A 20,326-nucleotide genomic window follows, 5' to 3' on the forward strand; every position below is an offset into this window, starting at 1 on the left:
GATACATATTTATATGAGGAAGATGATATAATCAAAGGATTTATTTGTATTATAAACGCTGAATTTATAGGTGCTATATTTATGGATAATAAGTATAGAGGTTTTGGAATTGGTACAAAGCTTATAAACTTTTTAAAGAATAAGCATGAAAAATTAAGACTTACTGTTTATAAGGATAATATAAATTCAGTTAGTTTTTATAAGGCTAAAGGATTTAATGTTATGACAGAGGAATTAGATGAAGCAACAAACTCAGTTGAATACCTTATGGAGTATAATGAATAATAAATATTTAGGGGGACAAAAATATGAAGATTAGTATAAAAAAATTTGATGAGCTTACAATAAATGAATTATTTGATGTAGCTAGGGCTAGGATGAATATTTTTGCAATTGAGCAAAATATAAAAGAAGAAGACTTGGATGATAGGGATAAATTTGCTTATCATGTTATGCTTTGGGAAGACAAAGAGTTATTAGCTTATTGTAGAATACTGCCTAAAGGATTAATGTTTGAGGAAATTGCACTTAGTAGGGTTATAACTGTAAAAGAACATAGAGGGAAAAACTATGGTGCTTATGTTGTTGATAAGGCATTAAACTTTATAGATAGTGTCTTAGAAGAAAAAAGAGTTAAGATATCAGCACAAGAGCAAGCAATAGGTTTTTATGAAAAACATGGATTTGTTAGAAATGGTGAAATCTATGTAGAGGCTGGTATTAGGCACACAAAAATGATAAAAAAATTTTAAATTATGCATCTCTTAAATAGAGATGCATTTATTTGTTTAAACTATGAATATGTTCATAAAATATTAAAACTTTAAAAATATCTTATAAAGGAGTATAATCTAAATAACTAACAATTTTTAAAAAGAAAGAGTGATTAAAATGAAATTAAGTAGAAATGACGCATGTTGGTGCAACAGCGGTAAAAAGTATAAAAAATGCCACTTTGAATTTGATGAAAAATTTGAAAGTATGAGAAGAGCATATGAAGAAATGCCACCTAGAGAGGTTATAAAAAATCAAGAAGACATTAATGGTATTAAAATATCAGCAGAAGTTAATAATGGAGTTCTTGACCTTGTAGCTAAAGAAATTAAAGCTGGTATGAGTACAGCAGATATTGATAAGCTAGTATATGATTATACAGTTGCAAATGATGCTATACCTGCACCTCTTAATTATATGGGATTCCCAAAGAGTGTTTGCACTTCAATAAATGAAGAAGTTTGCCATGGTATTCCATCAGAAGATATTATCCTTAAAGATGGAGATATTATAAATGTAGATGTATCTACTATTAAAAATGGATATTATTCAGATGCTTCAAGAATGTTTATGATTGGTAATGTATCAGCAGAAGCTAGAGATTTAGTTGAGACAACTAAAGAAGCTCTAAGACTTGGTGTTGAAGCAGTTAAACCTTGGTGTCATGTTGGAGATATTGGTGAAGCTATACAAAAGTATGCTGAAGGAAAAGGTTACTCAGTAGTAACTGATTTTGGAGGACATGGTGTAGGGAATGAGTTCCATGAAGAACCTTTTATTGCTCATGTTGGTAAAAAAGGTGAGGGAGAAGTTCTTGTTCCAGGGATGATATTTACAATAGAACCTATGATTAATCAAGGCAGATATGAAGTTGTAGTAGATGAAGATAATGGCTGGATTGCTAGAACAATAGATGGTAAATTATCAGCACAATTTGAACATACTATACTTGTAACAGAAACAGGAATAGAAATTATAGCATGGTAAAATAATAATAGTATCAAGGGAAACCTTGGTACTATTTGTACTTATAACAAAAGAAAAGTTTAAGGAGAGTGTAAAAATGGAAGAATTAAAGAGTTTAGAAGTTGGGTCACATGAACTTGCAGTAGGTGGGAATTTTAATGATGTAGTTTTAAGTGGTATGGGGAAAATAAAAGGCAGTGTAGAGGCTAAAGTGGTTGAAAGTAATGGGATTTCAAGTATAATAGGTGCAGTAAAAGCACAAACTCTTATGATTTCAGGAAGTCTTTCAGTTGATAAAGAAATAGAGCTTGAGCATAGTGTGAATATAAAAGGTAGTGGAACTTTTTCAAAAGAATTAAAGTGTCAGGAAGTATTAGTGCAGGGGAGTTTAACTATGAAGGGTGATATAAAGTGTAAAATAGCAAATATAAATGGACTTTTATCATCTAAGGCAAGTTTCACAGGTGATGAATTTAAGCTTAGTGGACAGCTTGATATGTATGGAAATATAAGAGCTAATATTGTGGAGATAAATTTCTATGAAAAGAGTACATTTAATGAGATTTTAGCTGATACAGTTAATATAACAACAAGTCATGATGAAAAAAAGGGGCTTTTAAGTAAGCTTAAACTAAGAACAATGCTTAAATGCACAGAAATAAAAGCTAAAGAAGTTTTTATTGAAAATGTAGACTGTAAGCTTATAGTAGCAGAAAAAATTATTATAGGTGAAAATTGTAAGGTTGAAAAAGTTGAGTATACAGAAAAGTTTGAATTTGATAAATCAAGTGAAGTTAAAGAAACAATTTGCAATAAATAAAAAATCACACTATATCTTAAGTGAAGGTATAGTGTGATTTTTTACTTAGATAATAGAATGTATATATTTATATATAGATTCAAATAATATTTATAAAGGCTCATATATACAAAACTTAGACTTTATTGACATTAAATATGTTTTTCTATAAAATTTATGAGGCATATAAGGATTACAAAAGCAAATACATAATAAAATTTACGAAAGAAGAGGTGGTTTTTCTTGTGGAAAACAATTAAAGAAGATTGGTTTTCTAATATAGGAGCAGACTTATTATCAGTTGCAGTTATAGGGCTTGTACTTATTCCTGAAACAATAGGTTTTGCATTTATTGCAGGTGTAGACCCTGTAGTTTCATTTTTAGCAGTTCTATCAATGTCTGTTATGGTTTCTATATTTGGAGGAAGACAGGGAATGATTTCTGCATCAGCGGGTTCAATGGCTTTAGTTTTAGCTGTTGTAGTAAGAAAATATGGCGTTGAGTATATAATGCCAATCACAGTCGTAACAGGAATAATTCAAATAATATTTGCTTTCTTTAAAGCAGGAAGAATTGTAAAATACATACCAGATGCAGTTATGCATGGATTTGTTAATTCACTAGGAATACTTATATTTATAGATCAGTTACATTATTTCAAGGGACAAGGACTTGTAATGTATATACTTGTAGGACTTGGGTTAGTAGTAATATATATATTCCCAAGAATAACGAAAAAAGTACCAGCAGCGATTATAGCTATTGTTATTATTACACTTGTAGCAGTGATATTAAAGCTTAATGTATATGATTTAGGCGATTTAAAAGGAATTGAGTTCCCAATGCCAACATTACATTTACCACAGATAGCATTTACAGGTAAGGTTATAGGAATTATTTTAATGTATTCAGTTTCACTTGCAATAGTTGGTTCAGTAGAGAGTTTACTTACAGCTAAGGCACTTGATGAGATGACAGGAACAGATAGTAATAAAAGTAGAGAATGTTTTGGTCAAGGAATAGGAAATATAGTTACAGGGTTTATTGGTGGAATGGCTGGTTGTGCACTCGTTGGGCAATCATTTATTAATACTAAATCAGGTGGAAGAACTAGACTATCAACATTTTGTGTTGGAATATTTTTAGTTTTATATGTTGTAGTATTTAGTTATTTTGTAAAGCTAATACCAATTGCAGCTGTTGTAGCTGTTATGATTATGATTGCAGAAACTACTGTTGATTGGAATTCATTAAAATCAATTCCTAAAACTTCGCTTTTAGATAATGTAGTTATGATTATTACCGTAATAGTAGTTTTAGCAACATCAAATTTAGCTATTGGAGTAGTAGTTGGAATGATTTTATATTATGTTGGAAAACATTTTAAAACAAAAAAAATATAAAAATTATAAAATGATTATTATAGAAAAGAGTAAAATCTTGAATATGATAATCATTTTTTGTCTAAATAATTGCTTTTATCACAGATATAAAATAAAATTATATATATAATTATTTAAAGAATGGGGTGTAATATATGAAAAATATAGTTCTACTAGATGGAAAAACTATGGGGGATTTTGATTTTAATAAATTAAGTGAGCTTGGTAATTTTGAAAATTATGAGCTTAGTAGTTATGATGAGGCAAAAGAAAGAATAAAAGATGCACATGTTGTTATAACTAATAAGGTTGTATTAGATAAAGGAACACTTGAAAATGCTAAAAATTTAGAACTTATATGTGAAATGGCAACAGGATATAATAATATAGATGTTGAGTATGCAAAGTCAAGAAATATAGCAGTAACAAATGTTGCAGGATATTCAACTGATACAGTAATTCAGCATACTTTTGCAATGCTATTTAATATCTGTAACAAGCTTAGTTATTATGATAATTATGTCAAGAGTGGAAGCTATACTAAGTCAGATACTTTTACACATTTAGAGCAAACTATCATGGATATAAAAGATAAAACTTATGGAATAATTGGACTTGGACAAATTGGTAAAGGTGTTGCTAAAATAGCAGAAGCTTTTGGTGCAAAAGTTATATATTATTCTACATCAGGAAGAAATTCAAGTGATGAATATACGCAAGTTACTTTTGATGAACTTTTAGAAAAATCAGATATAATTTCAATTCATGCACCACTTAATGATAAGACAAATGGACTTATAAATTATGATGCAATGAAGAAAATGAAAAAAAGTGCTATTTTAATTAATGTTGGTAGAGGGCCAATTGTTGTTGAAACTGATTTAGCAAAAGCTATTGATGAAAATATAATTGGCTATGCAGCACTTGATGTTTTTGCAGTTGAACCTATGAAAGCTGACAATGTATTACTTAGAGTAGAAAATAAAGATAAACTTTTATTAACACCTCATATAGCTTGGGCAAGTTTAGAGGCTAGAACAAGATTATTTAATGATATGATGGAGAATATAAGAGCTTTTTATAATGGTGAAAACAGAAATAGAATTTAATTATTTTACAAAAAAAGTAAATTAAATTTGAAAAAACACTTGCATTTTAAAAAAAGTAAGTATAAAATCTAGTTGTAAAGAAAAATAGAATAGAGTTCGGATGAAGGCATAGGGAGAGATATTATCTTTAAGATAGTACACCGAAGAGCGAAATATTTCAGGTGAAGTGGACCGATGTTGGACGAGCCTCTGGAGAGTCTCAGAAATGAGCGCCGAAGGAGCAAGGTAAATTATTTTATAATAATTTGCCGAAACTTTCAGGCAAAAAGGACAGGGGATAAGAAATTACTAAATCTAGGGCTAGATTTGGTTTATTTTGCAATCCCTCCTAAAGAAATTTAAGGGGGTTTTTTTATGTTAAGTTTTACAAGCGTTACGACTTTATCATCATTAAATGATGCATTAAGTCAGGTGAGTTCTTTTATTTGGGGACCACCACTTTTAATTCTTTTAGTTGGAACAGGGGTGTACCTAACTATTAGACTTAAATTATTACAAATCTTTAGACTACCACTTGCAATTAAGTATATTTTTGCAAAAGAGGAAGGACTTGATGAGGATTTAGAAGGCGATGTATCTAGCTTTGGAGCTTTGTGTACAGCTTTATCAGCAACAATAGGAACTGGTAATATAGTTGGAGTTGCAACAGCAATAAAAGCTGGAGGTCCTGGAGCATTATTTTGGATGTGGATAGCAGCATTTTTTGGTATGGCAACAAAGTATGCAGAAGGAGTTCTAGCAATAAAGTTTAGAGAAGTCGATGAAAATGGAAATATGGCTGGAGGCCCAATGTATTACATTGAAAAAGGGCTTGGGCTGAAGTGGTTAGCTAGATTATTTGCTCTTTTAGGAATTGGAGTTGCATTTTTTGGTATAGGAACTTTTGGGCAAGTTAAATCTATAGCAGATGCAGCACAGATAAGTTTCAATATTCCTTTATGGGTTACAGCAATAGTTGTTACAATTCTTGTTGGACTTGTAACTTTCGGTGGGATTAAAAGAATATCTAAAGTATCAGAGAAGGTAGTACCACTCATGGCTGGGCTTTATATCTTAGCTGTTATGGCAGTTCTTGTATTAAATCTTGAATTATTACCAGGGGCAATATCTCTTATCATAGAAAGTGCTTTTAATCCTCGTGCTGCACTTGGTGGTGTAGCTGGTATTAGTGTAACAATGGCAATTCAGTCTGGAGTAGGGAGAGGGGTTTTCTCTAATGAGGCAGGACTTGGTAGTGCGCCAATAGCAGCAGCAGCAGCCAAAACAAAATCAGCAGTAAGACAAGGTCTTATATCTATGACAGGTACATTTTTCGACACAATAGTTATATGTACAATGACTGGGCTAGTTATTGTAATAACAGGTTCATACTTAGATCCTAGTTTAGAAGGAGCAGCTATGACCACAGCAGCATTTAATGCTGGACTTCCAATAGAAATTGTAGGGACATATATAGTGAACATTGGGCTAATGTTTTTTGCCTTTACAACAATTCTTGGATGGAACTATTATGGAGAGAGATGTGCAGAATATTTAATGGGAGTTAAATCCATTATATATTACAGAATAATATATATAATCCTTGTTGGTATTGGGGCATTTTTACCACTTGGAACTATATTTATAGTTGCAGATATAGTTAATGGACTTATGGCATTTCCTAATTTAGTTGGAATAATAGGGCTTAGAAAAATAGTAATAGATGAAACTAATAAATTTTTTCTCGAACTTAGCAGTAAGCAAATTTAATAGTACGTAAATAAAAAGCTGTATTTAGATTTAGTATCTAAATACAGCTTTTTTTCATATTATGTAACATAAGTAATAACACAGGAGGAAAATATGAAGTTTCTAGATAAATTTAGAGGCAAAAGGAAATATAGGAGCATTTCTACAAGTGTAGCTATAAGGATAATAGCTATGGGGCTTGTTGTTCAGAGTTTGAATTTTTTTGTGTATTTCGAGAATAAAGCTAATCTAGTAAATAATCTAACGGAAAGTAATGATTTTGTTTTATTTGAAATTAAAGAGGAAATTAATCATGGAATAGAAGATATAGTTTCTTATATGGAACTTTTTATTGCATCTAATAGAGGAAAACAATATGAGAGTAAAGATGAGTTTAGGGATTTTATTGCAGAGTTTGAAACAATCTCTAAAGATATACAAAAAATAGTTTATACAAGCAGTAATGGTGAAAAATATGAAAGTAATGTAGTAGCAAGTAAAGTTGAAGATGATTCATATACTAATGTAGAAGAACTTAATGGAGCAACTATAACACAAATTGGTTCTGGAAATGATTCTAAAATTGTAATAAGCAAATCAGGAACTATTGATGAAAAACCATATACAATGGAGGTTGAAGTTGATAAAGAACATTTATTTGGAAAGGTAAGTAATGTTCCATTTGGTAAAACAGGATATATGGGGATAATACATGATGATAATAAGATATTATCAAGTAAATTACCGACTACAAATAGTGCTGAGTTAAATGCAGTTATAGATGAAATGCAAAGCAGTGGTTTAGAAAAAGGGATTGTAGAAATTGGTAGTGGATTTGATAAGAGTTTGATTCTATATGATAAAGATATTTTGGCAAATGGAATGCTTGTTGGGTATATTCCAGAAGAAGATATTACAAGTGCTTTAAATGCTTCAAGAAATATAACATTCGCTACTACTTTGATAGTTATAATAGCAACAATTGTAATAGCTATAAGTCTTAAAAGAAAAATAGGAAAAGGTGTTAAAGCTATTTCAGAAAATATAGAAATGATTTCTAGTGGAGATTTAGTGTCATCTATTGAACTTAAGTCAAATGATGAATTTGAGCTTATTGTAAATGAGCTTAATAAATCACGAAAGAGTATTAGAGAATTAATAGAAAATATAACTAAAAGTAAAGATTTCATATTAGAGTCTAATAAAAAAATAAGTATAAGGTCAGAAGAAACTAAAATATCATCAGATGAAATTTCAAGTGCAATTGAAAGTATAGCACAAGGTAGTACAGAACAAGTTCAAAGGATTAGAGCTTGTGAGGATAGCATTGATATTTTATCAAAAAATTTAAATGATATATCTAAAAAAAGTGACATTATGAGCAATGAATCTAAAGCGTGTAATTTAAGAGTTAAAAATGAGGGTAGCGAAATAATAAAAGGGCTTAGTAAAAGTTATAAAGCAGCTAAAGAGGGTTATAGTGAATTTAATAATATTGTTGATGAGATATCTGTTAGTGCTGGTAAAATTAATGGTATATCAAGAAGTATATCTATAATTTCAGAGCAGACTAATCTTTTAGCACTTAATGCAAGTATTGAGGCAGCGAGAGCGGGAGAAGCAGGAAGAGGGTTTGCAGTAGTTGCTGAAGAAGTCAGAAAACTTGCAGAACAATCTAAGGTTTCAAATAGTGAAATAGAATTTATTGTTGATGAGATTATACAAAAATTTAAAGTTCTTAATAAAGCAATGAAAGAGAATACTAATATTATAAATAATCAGGAGCATTCTGTAGTTGAAACAGGAAAGATATTTAAAAGTATAATGGATGATACAAGTAATATTAATATTAATTCTGCTGAAATTAAAAAATCAGTTGATTCAATTAATGAAAATAAATTAACTGTTGTATCTGAAATATCAGAAATTGCAAAGATATCTGAGCAGTTTGCTGCTGGTTCACAGGAAGTAACGGCAAGTTCAAGAATGGTTGGAGAGAGTATGGATGAACTTAATAATGCTATAAAAAAATTATATGATGTTTCAAATGACTTAGATGAAGAACTTGAAAAGTTTAAAATATAATAGATACTAGTGAAAAAAGTTGAATTTAGATAAAAAAAGTCTAAATTCAACTTTTTTATTTACGATAATAAAAATATTATAATACATATAGGAGGCTGAGAGGAGTAAAAGTACAAGTGGTAAACTGCAAGTTCAATTATTGTAAGCGATAGTATGGATGAATTAAATATATCTATACACAACTTAATAGAAATAGCAGATATACTTGATTTAGAAATAAAAAAATTTAAAATGTAAAATATGTAAATATTGATAGAAAGAGTACGATAATAGAAATAATTGCAAAAAAAAGGAGGGGTATTATGAGTGGTGATAAAAAAACAATTAAGAGTAAAATAACTTTTTCAATAATAGGTGTTTGTGCAGTTACGCAGATTATAACTGGTATAGCTATGTATTATCAAAGTCATAATCTTATTGAGAGTTCAGGTGCTAAAAATGTTAGTTTTAACATGCTTCACCTTACTATTATAGGATCTATTTTTATAAGTGTAATGCTTAGTTATTTTGTAGCAAATTCACTTGGAAATAATATAGAAAATAGTTTTGCGCTTTTAAAAAGAGCACTTAAAAACATATCAGATGGAAATTTAAAAGAAGTTGTAGATATTAAAACAGGAGATGAGTTTGAGAACTTAGGTGAAGAGCTTAATAGAAGTATAAATAAAATACATTCATTAATAAGTAGTATAAGTGAAAACTCAGAGGTTCTTTTAAAATCATCAGAAAATATAAGTATGATGGCTGAAGGAACAACAGCTTCAAGTTTAGATGTTGCAAAAGCTATTGAATCTATATCAAAAGGTGCAATTAGTCAGTCTACTAATGTGCATGAGAGTGTATCATCTATGGAAGCTTTATCAGCGCAACTTAATGATATTATGTTTATTAGTGAAAATATGTGTAATTCATCAGAAATATCTAATAAGCTAATTGAAAAAGAAGGACAAAATGTTATTAATAGCCTTCTAGATAAGTATGAGAGAAGTAAATCAAATTCACTTGAGTTTCATAGTGTAGTTTTAGATGTATCAGATAGTACAAAGAAGATAAATGTAATTTCAAATAGTATATCTCAAATTACAGAGCAAACTAATCTTTTAGCACTTAATGCAAGTATTGAAGCGGCAAGAGCAGGAGAAGCAGGTCGAGGATTTGCAGTTGTAGCTGATGAGATAAGAAAACTTGCAGAGCAGTCAAAAAAATCAACAGAAGAAATTAAAAGAATTGTTGATGAAATAAGTACAAGGTCTAGTAAGGCAACAAGTGCAATTGATGAAAGTAACAATGTTATGAAAGAGCAGGAAGAAGCAGTTCATAAGACTAAGGAGATATTTGATAAAATTTTAGTTGATATGGATGAAGTTAATAAAAGTTCATTTGAAATTAAGAATTTTGTTGAGTTTATAAATTTAAATAAAGAGTCAATAATTGAAGAATTAGGAGAAGTTGCATCTATTTCACAGCAAGTTGCAGCAGCCACAGAAGAAGTAACAGCTTCAACAGAAGAGGTTAGTGCTACTATGGAAACTTTAAGTAGTTCGACAGAGGATTTAGAAAAAATAGCAAAAGAACTTAAAGTAGAAATAAATAAGTTTAAATTATAGTATAAAAGAGTTAAGAGCTACCATTAAGGTAGCTCTTTTATTGTTGGATTATAATTAAAGCCGAGTTTAGAGTAGTTATGTGATAAAAACTCCATAAAATCAGCTAGTTTTATAAATGATTGATTATCTTTTTCTATAGCACATATATCATTGTTTTTTATAAGCTTATATATATATTGTTTTATTGTTGCTTCTGAAAGTTTAGAGCCTAGTTTGTATCTACATATAAATGCTATTTCTTTTATAGATAAAATATCATCAAGGTTTAATCTATTCATTTTGACCACCTATTTCACTTTGATTAGCATTATTAATTAGCATTTGATTGCTATTATAGTATAATATATTATATGTAAAAAGAAGATTATAGCGAATAACTTAAGTAATATTTAATAATTTATATATTATTATGTATATAAGCTAGTGTATTTACTGACTTTGGAGGAAACTAGAGAGATATGGAAGATTTAAATAGAAAAACATTTGAGAAATGGTATAGCTTTTATAAGCTTATAAATAATAAAACAACTCTTAATGAGAGTGATACAACACTTGCTATTATGAGAATTAATTTTGCAATTGAAGAATTTTTAGATAATAAAAAACAGCTTATTGAGATATTAAGATTTAAAGGGATTTTAAATTTTAATATAGCAGAGCAAAAAAGTACATATACAGGTAATGCTAGAATGTTTATAAGGGAGAATATTGATCTTGAAAAAGGGAGTATGACTAATGACGAATTTAATAGATATATATTTAATATAATTTCTAATATAGTATATGAAAACATTGATATATATCTTGAGTTTGCAGAAAATATTTTAGGTGAAGATGAAAATAGAAATATAAATATAGCTGATGAAGTTTTTGATGAAGGTAGAAATTTAATTAAGAAAATAATAAAGATTCTATATCTTTTCAGGAATTCAGAGAGAGAAAATACACGAGTTGGAGATATATATGGATTTTTAAAATTAACTATAAATAATACTGGGGAGTATATAGATTTAAGTAAACTTTCTAAAATACTGCTAGGGCTTGAAAAAAACGAATTTATTCATTTAGATTTTTCAGGGAATTATAGTATTATAAGTGAGGATAAGAAGAAAATAAAGGAACTGATTTCTATATTTTTAAAAGAGATAACAATAGAAGAAAAAAATGAATATGTATGTAATCTTATAAGAGAAGAAGTATATAAAGTTGTAAATTGTATTGGTGAGGAAAATATAAAAACTTGTATAGATATTGATGGAGATAAAATATTTAGATTAAAAACTGATTATATTTTAAAAATTGATAATTACAGTAAAGAAAATAGAGATATTAGAAGAGGATATTATGTTTTAAATACAAAGATGAGAAGTGATATATTATTTTGGTATGGTAAAAGAATTATAGACCTAGATGATAAAGTTAAGTATGTTATGGCTTATAAAAAGGCAATTGATGGGCTTAATATTACGTATAAAAAAGATAAGGAAAAATTAGATTTTATAAAAGAACAAACAGAAATTTTTGAGAGAAGTTTAAAAGAGTTAAAGTTAGAAATTGAAGATGGTTTTAAAACAGGTGGATATATATATGGTGGTGAAGATAAAAAAGTAGAAAGTTTTACTTCAATCACTGAATTATTTAAATCGCTTATAGATAAGTTTAATTAAAAAATAGCAATGTAGGAGTTAATCCATACATTGCTATTTTTCTATATTAAATTAGAAAGCCCAGTTTCCATTTTCAAATACTTTGAACTCTGAGTTATCTTTAAGTGTAGCAACTATTGATAAATCTTTAGTTCCTATCATAAAGTCAACATGAGTTAATGAATCATTTGCACCTTCTTTTGCAAGTTCTTCTCTTGTCATATTTTCTCCATTTTCGATACATACTGAGTATGCTTTACCGAAAGCTAAGTGGCAAGAAGCATTCTCGTCATATAAAGTGTTAAAGAATATAACACCAGAGTTTGATATTGGTGAGTCATAAGGAACAAGTGCAACTTCTCCTATATATCTAGCACCTTCATCAGTATCTAAAAGGTTTTGAAGTGTTTCAAAGCCTTCCTTAGCAGTGAAATCTATAACTTTACCATCTTTAAATGTAAGTGAGAAGTTATCTATAAGATTACCAGCATAGTTAAGAGGTTTTGAACTATAAACAATACCATTGATACCAGTTTTAACTGGAAGTGAGAAAATTTCCTCAGTTGGCATATTAGCTATAAATTCTATACCAGCTTTGTTATCTTCAGCTCCACCAAGCCATAAATGCTTTTCAGGTAGTTCTAAAACAAGGTCTGTTCCAAGACTATTTGTATAGTGAAGAGATTTAATTCTCTTTTTATTTAAGAAGTCCATTTTTTCTTTTAAGTTATTCTTATGTGCTGTCCAAGCAGCAACAGGATCTTCTGCATAAACTCTAACAATATTGAAAATTTGCTCCCATAATTTATCAACAGCCTCTTCTGTGCTAACCTTTGGGAATACTTTTTTAGCCCAAGCATTAGTAGGAATAGAAACTATTGACCAAGAGTTTTCATTTGACATAAGTCTTTCACTAAATTCTCTTGAAGCAAGACTTGCAGTTTTTCTGAAAGTTGATATTTTCTTTGGATCAACATTTTTAAGAAGTTCAGGATCTGATGCTGAAATGCTTAAGAATGCAGCTCCTTTTTTAGCATAGCTAAGGTTTGAATCTATCATCCACTTAGGCATTTCTTCAAATACTTCCATTGGAGCATAGTCAAATTTAAGCTTTCCTGTGATTTCATCACTCCAGTGAACAACAACTTCTAAAGCTCCAGCTTTATAAGCCTCTTCAACTAATTTTCTTGTAAACTGTGCACATTCAATTGGTGATTTTATAACAAGAATTTGATCTTTTTGTATGTTAACACCTATCTGAACGGCAAGTTTTGCATATTTGTTTAATAATAAATCTAAATCTTTAATCATTTAGTAACACGCCTTTCTTTTAATTATTTGAAATTATATTTAAAGTAAATCTTACTATACAATCTTTAGTAAGAATGAATGAATAAATAAAATATACTATTATATAAATATAAGCCTAGCTTAGATTCACAAAAGATAGTCTAAGCTAAACTTTATATTTATTATAATAAATTATGAACATAATAACAAATATATGTTTAAATATTCTAGTGAAGATTTTTAAAAGCGTTAGTAGAATTTTTATTCATATAGTATATAGATTTTATTCCATCATAAAACATATCACCAAGATCAGATGTACAGCCAAAATCTATAAGATAATATTTTCCATCAATAAGTCCCCAAGACCTTGCAGCATAAATATCATCTACATAGAGGTGATATTTTGAAATTAGAAGGTTTAAATCATTTTTAACAGTTGGCTCATCCCTAAATTCATTTGGATTTATATAAGAATGTTTACCAGTTATTTTATTATAAGGCTGTGCCTTTGCCATTATTATTATCTTATCATTTGAGTAATAAATAGGGCATAAGTATCTTTTGAGGTCTGGTGGACAGTTACCATATATATATCGTTCTACAAAGTTTTGATGATAGCCATCATCATTTTTAGCTACTTTTACAACAAATGTATCATCAAGTGCATAAACTTTTCTAGCAATTCCCTCACCAAGGAATTTGAATTTTTTCTTAAGCTTTTTTAATGGATAGTTATTTAGTTCTTCTATAAATTCATTTGTAAGTTTCATTTGTTACTCCAAGTTATTGTTATAATTTAAAATATGATAGATGTGCCATATGTGAAACCTAAATAGTAGATAATAATCAAATTTAAGTTTATAATAAAGATATTGTAAAATAGAATAACTTCGGACTTTTACTTGAAAAGTTTACAGTAGGGAGAAGGGTGATAAAATTTGAATAATTTATTGGAAAATTTTTTAGAAAAACATAGAGAAGCGGTTAAAGAAGGTGAGGTAGCATCATACATACCTGAACTAGCAAAAGCTGATAAAAATGATTTAGGAATATGTATTGTTACATTAAATGGAGAAGTATATAAAGCTGGAATGTGGGATAAAAAATTCACAATACAGAGTATATCAAAAGTTATATCTTTAATGCTTGCCATTCTTGATAATGGAAAGGATTATGTTTTTAAAAAGGTTGGGGTTGAACCAACAGGTGATAGTTTTAATAGTATTGTTAATCTTGAGATTAGACATAAGGATAGACCTTATAATCCTATGGTTAATTCAGGAGCTATAGTTACAACTTCTTTAATTTCAGGAGAGAATAAAGAGGAAAAGATAGAAAGACTTTTAGAATTTACAAAAAGAGTTATGGGAAATGATGATATAACTATAAATGAAGAAGTTTATAAATCAGAACTTGAAACTGGAGATAGAAATAGAGCACTAGCATATTTCCTTAAAAGCAGTAATTTCTTAGAGGGTAATATTGATGAGGTATTAGAAGTATACTTTAAACAATGTTCAATGGAAGTTACAACAGAAGATTTAGCGAAGTTTGGAGCAATGCTTTCTAATGAAGGTGTTTTACCTTGGAGTGGAGAAAGAATCATATCAAGAGATATTTGTAGAATTATAAAAACTATAATGGTTACTTGTGGAATGTATGATGATTCAGGACAGTTTGCAGTACATATAGGAATACCAGCTAAAAGTGGAGTTGGTGGAGGAATTATGGCATCAGTTCCAAGAAGAATGGGAATTGGAGTTTATGGACCAGCACTAGATAATAAGGGGAATAGTATTGGTGGAAAGAATATATTGAGAGATTTATCAGAAGAAATGGATTTAAGTATTTTCTAAATGATACTCGATTAACATAATAAAATAGAGTGAAGTATTTCATAAATAGCGTCATATTAAGATAATAAAATGGCAAGAATATTTAATTGAGATATAAGATGGAGGAGTTAAAATGGAAAGATTACTAATACTAGATGGAAATAGTTTACTCAACAGAGCGTTTTTTGGAATACCACCTTTAAGTAATAAAAATGGAGTTTGTACAAATGCTATACTTGGTTTTTCAAATATGCTATTTAAAATGAAAAATGATATAGCACCAGATCATATAGTTTGCACATTTGATAGAAAAGCACCAACTTTTAGACATTTAGAGTTTAAAGATTATAAGGCAGGAAGAAATAAAATGCCTTCAGAACTTGCACAGCAGTTTCCTTTAGTTAAGGAACTACTTAAAATGTTATCAGTTACTATGTATGAAATAGATGGCTTTGAAGCTGATGATATTATAGGTTCTCTTGCAAAATATGCAGAGGAAGAGGGAATGGAAGTTTTCATAATGACAGGAGATAGAGATGCTCTTCAACTTGCTACAGATAATACAAATGTTTGTATTACTAAAACTGGAGTTTCAGAAGTTGATTGTTATGATAGAGAAAGAATGATGGAGGATTATGGTGTTACACCTACTCAATTTATAGATGTTAAAGGTCTTATGGGTGATAAATCTGATAATATACCAGGAGTTCCAGGTATTGGTGAGAAAACAGCCTATAAGCTTATTATAGAATACGGAAGTATGGAAAATGTTCTTATGAATATTGAGAATTTAAGTGGTAAAAAACTTAAAGAGAATCTTACAGAATATGCAGAGCAAGCGATATTTTCAAAAAGACTTGCGACTATAAATGTATATGTACCTATGGAATTTGATTTAGAAGAGATTAGGTCTACAGAAGAATTTGATATGAGTGGACTTAGACAGTATTATACAAAACTTGAAATGAAAGTTCCAGAAGATAAACTTGCTAAGTTTTCAGGCTTAAAGCTTGAAGATATTGTAGAAGCAAAGATTGAAACAAATACTAAAGAAATATCTAACCTTGATGAGTTAAAAGAGCTAAAGTCAGAGCTAGGAAATGAGATATTTATAAAATTTAGCACAAAAAATGATGAATTATATTCTACAATTGAGTTTGATAAAATATTTATAAATAGTAACAGTAAAAATTATGTTCTTCTTATGGAAAATAACTTACTTGATAGTGATGATTCAAAAGCTATAATTAAAGAGATTTTTGAGGATGAGAATATTAAAAAATCTATATATGAAGCTAAGATTGCTATGAGGGTTTTATCAAGATATGATATAGAAGTTAAAAATCTTGATTTTGATGTAAAACTTGCAGCTTATTTATTAGATTCTTCAAAAGGAAAATATCCAGTAATGGATCTTGTTAGTAATTATCTTTCTAAATTCCCAACTTATGAAGCAGAAAGTTTAGACGAAGTTGAAGCAAGCTTTATAGCTGAATTAACAGTAGAACTTAAAAAACGAATATCAGAAGTTTCAATGGATGAACTATTATATGATATAGAACTTCCACTTACTAAAGTCTTAGCAGCTATGGAGGAAATTGGATTTTCGGTTGATAAAGATAAGCTTGATGAACTTTCAATTAGGTTTAGAAAAGAGCTTGATACAACTCAAAAAGAAATATATGCATTTTCAGAGGAAGAGTTTAATATTAACTCACCAAAACAACTTGCTAAAATTTTATTTGAAAAATTAGATTTACCTGTTATAAAGAAAACTAAAACAGGATATTCAACTAATGCAGAAGTATTAGAAAAGCTTAGTGATAAGCATCCCATTATAGAAAAGGTTGTTTATTATAGACAACTTGCTAAGTTATATTCAACATATGTTGAGGGGCTTAAATCTGTTATAGATAAGGATGGTGCAATTCATTCAAGCTTTAACCAAACTATAACAACAACTGGTAGACTTTCTTCAACAGAGCCAAATCTTCAAAATATTCCAGTTAGAACTGAAATGGGAAGAGAGATACGAAAAGTATTTACAACAAGAGGAGAAGGACAATGTTTATTATCTGCCGATTATTCACAGGTAGAGCTTAGAATTCTTGCTCATATGTCAGAAGATGAGAATATGATTGATGCATTTAATCATCATTCAGATATCCATACAAAAACAGCTTCAGAAGTTTTTAATGTAGCAATAGATGAAGTTACAAAAACTATGAGAAGTAGAGCTAAGGCAGTAAACTTTGGAATAGTTTATGGTATGAGTGAATTTAGTCTTGCTAAGGATTTAAAAATTAAAATTGAAGATGCAAAAGAGTATATGGATATTTACTTTGATAGATACCCAAATATAAAAGTGTTTATTGAATCAGTTTTAGAAGAGGCAAAAACACAGGGATATGTAACAACTATGCTAAATAGAAGAAGATTTATTCCAGAAATACTTGCATCTAACAAGATGGTTAAGGCCATGGGAGAAAGACTTGCTATGAATGCTCCTATACAAGGAACAGCAGCAGATATTATAAAGATTGCTATGGTTAATGTATTTAATAAGCTTAAAGAGAAAAAACTTAAGAGTAAGCTTATATTACAGGTTCATGATGAACTTATTATAAATGTTTATGATGATGAGCTTGAAGTAGTTAAAGAGATAGTTAAAACACAGATGGAGGGTGTGCTAAAACTTAGTGTGCCACTTGATGTTGATATGAATATAGGTAAGACATGGTATGATGCAAAATAGAAAGGGTGAGATAAAGTGATAAAGATAGGGCTTACTGGTGGGATTTGTTCGGGGAAAAGTACTATATCTTTAATGCTTAAGCAAGAAGGATTCAAGGTTATAGATGCCGATATTATAGCTAGGGATGTTTTAAGCGATAAAAATATTTTACTTGAAGTGAAACTACATTTTGGAGAACACTTTTTTGATTGGCGTGGAGAATTTAGAAGAAAAGAATTTGGAAATCATATTTTTAGATTTCCAAAGGAGAGAATTAAGTATGAGAGCATAATAATGCCACCAATTAAAGAGGCTATTGAAAATGAAATAGCAATTCAGAAAAAAAATAAGGAAAAACTTATTATAATAGATGGTGCAACTCTTATTGAAAATGGATATACAGATGAACTAGATATGATGATTTTAGTTTATGTTAAAGAAACAACTCAAATTAATAGGATGAAACAAAGAGATAGACTTACTCAAAGTGAAGCTGTTAATAGAATTAATTCACAGTGGGGAATAGAGAAGAAAAAACAATTTGCTAATCTTATTATTGATAATAATGGTAATCTTATAAAGACTAAAGAACAAGTTGATGATTTAGTTGAATTTTTAAATTTATATAAGAAAAAGTAGGGGGCTTAGATGAAGAAAGCGATTAAAATTTTAATGGTTGTAGCTTTTTTCACCTTAATATTTTTTGGTGGAAAGATTGTATTAAAGCAGTCACTATTTCCTGTAATGTATAGTGATTATGTCATAAAGTATAGTCAAGAATATAATGTTGATCCAATGCTTGTATTGTCAGTTATGAAAGCTGAAAGTAATTTTAATGAAAATGCAGAGTCTAAAAAAGATGCTAGAGGACTTATGCAAATAACTGGGAATACAGGAACTTGGATTGCGGAACAAATAGGGGTAGAAAATTTTAATATAAGTATGCTTAAAGAACCAGAAACTTCAATTATGTTTGGATGTTGGTATCTTGATAATCTTATGACAGAATTTAGTGATGAAGATTTAGTTATAGCAGCTTATAATGCAGGTCGTGGAAATGTTCAAAAATGGCTTGTTGATAGTAGGTATTCAAATGATGGAGATAATTTATCTTATATTCCATTTAAAGAAACTGATAAGTATTTAAATAAAGTTAAAGCTTATAAAAATATATATACATCATTATATATTGAAGATGAAAAATAAGAGGCTAAAGGAATGCATTTAAAATGTGTTTCTTTAGCTTTTTTTTGTAGATTTATATTGATATAGATAGAACACTTTAAGTCATATATTCATATAATTAATAAAGCAATATTATATGAGAGGGAGATATGAGCAAAAATTTTGATTATAGTTCAAAGGAAGTCCCAAAAAAAATTGAAGAAGCTCTAAAAAATGCAACAAAACTTGGTGAAGGGCATAATGGTGTAGTATTTCTTTTTGAAGATGGAAATACAATAAAATTCTTTAGAAGACATGAAGCTTGGCTAGATGAGTCATATATACTTAAGAAAGTAAATGGGTCTAAATTCTTTCCAAGAATATCAGAAGTAGGAGATAATTACATAGTTAGGGACTATGTAGCTGGAGAAAGACTTGATAAATATCTTAAAAATAATAAAATGGATGAAACTTTAGCAAAAGAATTATATAAGATGGTTTTAGAATTTGAAAAACTTAAATTTAAAAGGCTAGATATAAGATGTAAGGATATATTCTATGATACTAAGATATGTAAAGTTATGATTATAGACCCTAAAAATAATTACAGTAAAAAAGTTCCATACCCAAGACATCTTATGAAAGGCATGGACAAGAAAGGTGCTTTAAAAGATTTTCTAGAAATTATTAATTCTTTAGATGAAAAGAAAGGTAAGTTCTGGTCTATAAAGATAGAAGGTTACTTAAAATCAAATAAAAAGTAAACTCTATTGACACTCATTTAAACTAGGGTTACATTAAAAGTAAAATAATAATTAAATGGGAGAGAGTGTTAATGAGAGAGAACTTTAAATTTATTGATAAAGAGGGTAAGATAATAAATTGTTATAAATGGCTTACAGACAAAACTCCAAGAGCTATAGTTTATATAGCACATGGAATGGCTGAGGATGCACTAAGGTATGATTATTTTGCAAAAAAACTTAATGATAATGGATATTTAGTTTATACTCATGATCATAGAGGACATGGTCTTACTGACAGTGATGAAGGGCGAGGTTATATAGCTGATGATGAAGGGTTTGAGGTTCTTGCATCAAATTTAGATGAACTAATAGTTAATGCTAAAAATGATAATGAAGGTTTAGAACTTATACTTTTTGCACATAGTATGGGTTCTTTTGTTAGCCTTAGATATTTAGA

At 29.0% G+C, this 20,326-nt stretch carries 19 protein-coding genes and 1 riboswitch; of the genes, 16 read left to right on the forward strand and 3 right to left on the reverse strand.

The window, feature by feature from the left end; translation table 11 throughout:
* The 9 genes from Q0V15_RS05700 to Q0V15_RS05740 all read left to right on the forward strand — a co-directional run.
* The coding region (locus tag Q0V15_RS05700) for a GNAT family N-acetyltransferase (protein WP_297436875.1) at positions 1-285 on the forward strand (285 nt) is incomplete at its 5' end.
* 23 nt (positions 286-308) lie between these two features.
* On the forward strand, positions 309-752 hold the full coding sequence (locus Q0V15_RS05705) for a GNAT family N-acetyltransferase (protein ID WP_297436878.1): 444 nt from the start codon (positions 309-311) through the stop codon (positions 750-752).
* Positions 753-891: 139 nt separating this feature from the next.
* Positions 892-1,761: a methionyl aminopeptidase gene (locus Q0V15_RS05710; RefSeq protein WP_297436880.1), complete on the forward strand. Its 870-nt coding sequence runs from the start codon at positions 892-894 to the stop codon at positions 1,759-1,761.
* A 76-nt stretch (positions 1,762-1,837) separates the two neighbouring features.
* Positions 1,838-2,560, forward strand: a complete 723-nt coding sequence (locus Q0V15_RS05715; protein WP_297436882.1) for a hypothetical protein — start codon at positions 1,838-1,840, stop codon at positions 2,558-2,560.
* 222 nt (positions 2,561-2,782) lie between these two features.
* On the forward strand, positions 2,783-3,943 hold the full coding sequence (locus tag Q0V15_RS05720; RefSeq protein ID WP_297436884.1) for a SulP family inorganic anion transporter: 1,161 nt from the start codon (positions 2,783-2,785) through the stop codon (positions 3,941-3,943).
* Between the two features lie 134 nt (positions 3,944-4,077).
* Positions 4,078-5,031 (forward strand): D-2-hydroxyacid dehydrogenase, encoded by a 954-nt coding sequence (locus tag Q0V15_RS05725; RefSeq protein ID WP_297436886.1) that lies wholly within the window; start codon positions 4,078-4,080, stop codon positions 5,029-5,031.
* 179 nt (positions 5,032-5,210) lie between these two features.
* A riboswitch (glycine riboswitch) is annotated at positions 5,211-5,315 on the forward strand.
* A 70-nt stretch (positions 5,316-5,385) separates the two neighbouring features.
* Positions 5,386-6,780, forward strand: a complete 1,395-nt coding sequence (locus tag Q0V15_RS05730) for a sodium:alanine symporter family protein (protein ID WP_297436888.1) — start codon at positions 5,386-5,388, stop codon at positions 6,778-6,780.
* A 93-nt stretch (positions 6,781-6,873) separates the two neighbouring features.
* Entirely contained in the window at positions 6,874-8,844 is a 1,971-nt protein-coding gene (locus Q0V15_RS05735; RefSeq protein ID WP_297436889.1) for a methyl-accepting chemotaxis protein, read from the forward strand.
* Between the two features lie 302 nt (positions 8,845-9,146).
* On the forward strand, positions 9,147-10,451 hold the full coding sequence (locus Q0V15_RS05740; protein ID WP_297436891.1) for a methyl-accepting chemotaxis protein: 1,305 nt from the start codon (positions 9,147-9,149) through the stop codon (positions 10,449-10,451).
* 23 nt (positions 10,452-10,474) lie between these two features.
* Here the strand turns inward: Q0V15_RS05740 and Q0V15_RS05745 are convergent, their stop codons facing one another.
* Entirely contained in the window at positions 10,475-10,729 is a 255-nt protein-coding gene (locus Q0V15_RS05745; RefSeq protein ID WP_297436893.1) for a hypothetical protein, read from the reverse strand.
* A gap of 180 nt (positions 10,730-10,909) precedes the next feature.
* Here Q0V15_RS05745 and Q0V15_RS05750 point away from each other — a divergent pair, with 180 nt between their 5' ends.
* Positions 10,910-12,118: a hypothetical protein gene (locus Q0V15_RS05750; RefSeq protein WP_297436895.1), complete on the forward strand. Its 1,209-nt coding sequence runs from the start codon at positions 10,910-10,912 to the stop codon at positions 12,116-12,118.
* A gap of 51 nt (positions 12,119-12,169) precedes the next feature.
* Here Q0V15_RS05750 and Q0V15_RS05755 read toward each other — a convergent pair whose 3' ends face one another.
* Positions 12,170-13,405, reverse strand: coding sequence for an aminopeptidase (locus tag Q0V15_RS05755; protein WP_297436911.1), 1,236 nt, complete (start codon positions 13,403-13,405; stop codon positions 12,170-12,172).
* A gap of 209 nt (positions 13,406-13,614) precedes the next feature.
* Positions 13,615-14,160, reverse strand: coding sequence for a hypothetical protein (locus Q0V15_RS05760; protein ID WP_297436897.1), 546 nt, complete (start codon positions 14,158-14,160; stop codon positions 13,615-13,617).
* Positions 14,161-14,328: 168 nt separating this feature from the next.
* Between Q0V15_RS05760 and glsA the strand changes: the two genes are divergently transcribed.
* The 6 genes from glsA to Q0V15_RS05790 form a co-directional block, all read left to right on the forward strand.
* Positions 14,329-15,246: a glutaminase A gene (gene glsA / locus Q0V15_RS05765; RefSeq protein ID WP_297436899.1), complete on the forward strand. Its 918-nt coding sequence runs from the start codon at positions 14,329-14,331 to the stop codon at positions 15,244-15,246.
* 112 nt (positions 15,247-15,358) lie between these two features.
* Positions 15,359-17,980, forward strand: coding sequence for a DNA polymerase I (polA, locus tag Q0V15_RS05770; protein WP_297436901.1), 2,622 nt, complete (start codon positions 15,359-15,361; stop codon positions 17,978-17,980).
* A 15-nt stretch (positions 17,981-17,995) separates the two neighbouring features.
* A complete protein-coding gene (gene coaE, locus Q0V15_RS05775; RefSeq protein WP_297436903.1) occupies positions 17,996-18,598 on the forward strand; it encodes a dephospho-CoA kinase in 603 nt (200 codons plus the stop codon).
* 9 nt (positions 18,599-18,607) lie between these two features.
* Positions 18,608-19,165, forward strand: coding sequence for a lytic transglycosylase domain-containing protein (locus Q0V15_RS05780; protein ID WP_297436905.1), 558 nt, complete (start codon positions 18,608-18,610; stop codon positions 19,163-19,165).
* A 128-nt stretch (positions 19,166-19,293) separates the two neighbouring features.
* A complete protein-coding gene (locus Q0V15_RS05785) occupies positions 19,294-19,887 on the forward strand; it encodes a hypothetical protein (protein ID WP_297436907.1) in 594 nt (197 codons plus the stop codon).
* Between the two features lie 71 nt (positions 19,888-19,958).
* Positions 19,959-20,326, forward strand: a 368-nt coding sequence (locus Q0V15_RS05790; protein ID WP_297436909.1) for an alpha/beta fold hydrolase, incomplete at its 3' end; no start/stop codon positions are given.

Origin of the sequence: uncultured Clostridium sp. (assembly GCF_947036855.1) — a bacterium.
GTDB lineage: Bacteria > Bacillota > Clostridia > Clostridiales > Clostridiaceae > Sarcina.

Excerpts from the sequence above, each read along its gene's own strand:
- Q0V15_RS05705 (WP_297436878.1), top strand. The coding sequence starts at position 309 with ATGAAGATTAGTATAAAAAAATTTGATGAGCTTACAATAAATGAATTA.
- Q0V15_RS05710 (WP_297436880.1), top strand. The coding sequence starts at position 892 with ATGAAATTAAGTAGAAATGACGCATGTTGGTGCAACAGCGGTAAAAAG.
- Q0V15_RS05715 (WP_297436882.1), top strand. The coding sequence starts at position 1,838 with ATGGAAGAATTAAAGAGTTTAGAAGTTGGGTCACATGAACTTGCAGTA.
- Q0V15_RS05725 (WP_297436886.1), top strand. The coding sequence starts at position 4,078 with ATGAAAAATATAGTTCTACTAGATGGAAAAACTATGGGGGATTTTGAT.
- Q0V15_RS05730 (WP_297436888.1), top strand. The coding sequence starts at position 5,386 with ATGTTAAGTTTTACAAGCGTTACGACTTTATCATCATTAAATGATGCA.
- Q0V15_RS05735 (WP_297436889.1), top strand. The coding sequence starts at position 6,874 with ATGAAGTTTCTAGATAAATTTAGAGGCAAAAGGAAATATAGGAGCATT.
- Q0V15_RS05740 (WP_297436891.1), top strand. The coding sequence starts at position 9,147 with ATGAGTGGTGATAAAAAAACAATTAAGAGTAAAATAACTTTTTCAATA.
- Q0V15_RS05745 (WP_297436893.1), bottom strand. The coding sequence starts at position 10,729 with ATGAATAGATTAAACCTTGATGATATTTTATCTATAAAAGAAATAGCA.
- Q0V15_RS05750 (WP_297436895.1), top strand. The coding sequence starts at position 10,910 with ATGGAAGATTTAAATAGAAAAACATTTGAGAAATGGTATAGCTTTTAT.
- Q0V15_RS05760 (WP_297436897.1), bottom strand. The coding sequence starts at position 14,160 with ATGAAACTTACAAATGAATTTATAGAAGAACTAAATAACTATCCATTA.
- polA (WP_297436901.1), top strand. The coding sequence starts at position 15,359 with ATGGAAAGATTACTAATACTAGATGGAAATAGTTTACTCAACAGAGCG.
- Q0V15_RS05780 (WP_297436905.1), top strand. The coding sequence starts at position 18,608 with ATGAAGAAAGCGATTAAAATTTTAATGGTTGTAGCTTTTTTCACCTTA.
- Q0V15_RS05785 (WP_297436907.1), top strand. The coding sequence starts at position 19,294 with ATGAGCAAAAATTTTGATTATAGTTCAAAGGAAGTCCCAAAAAAAATT.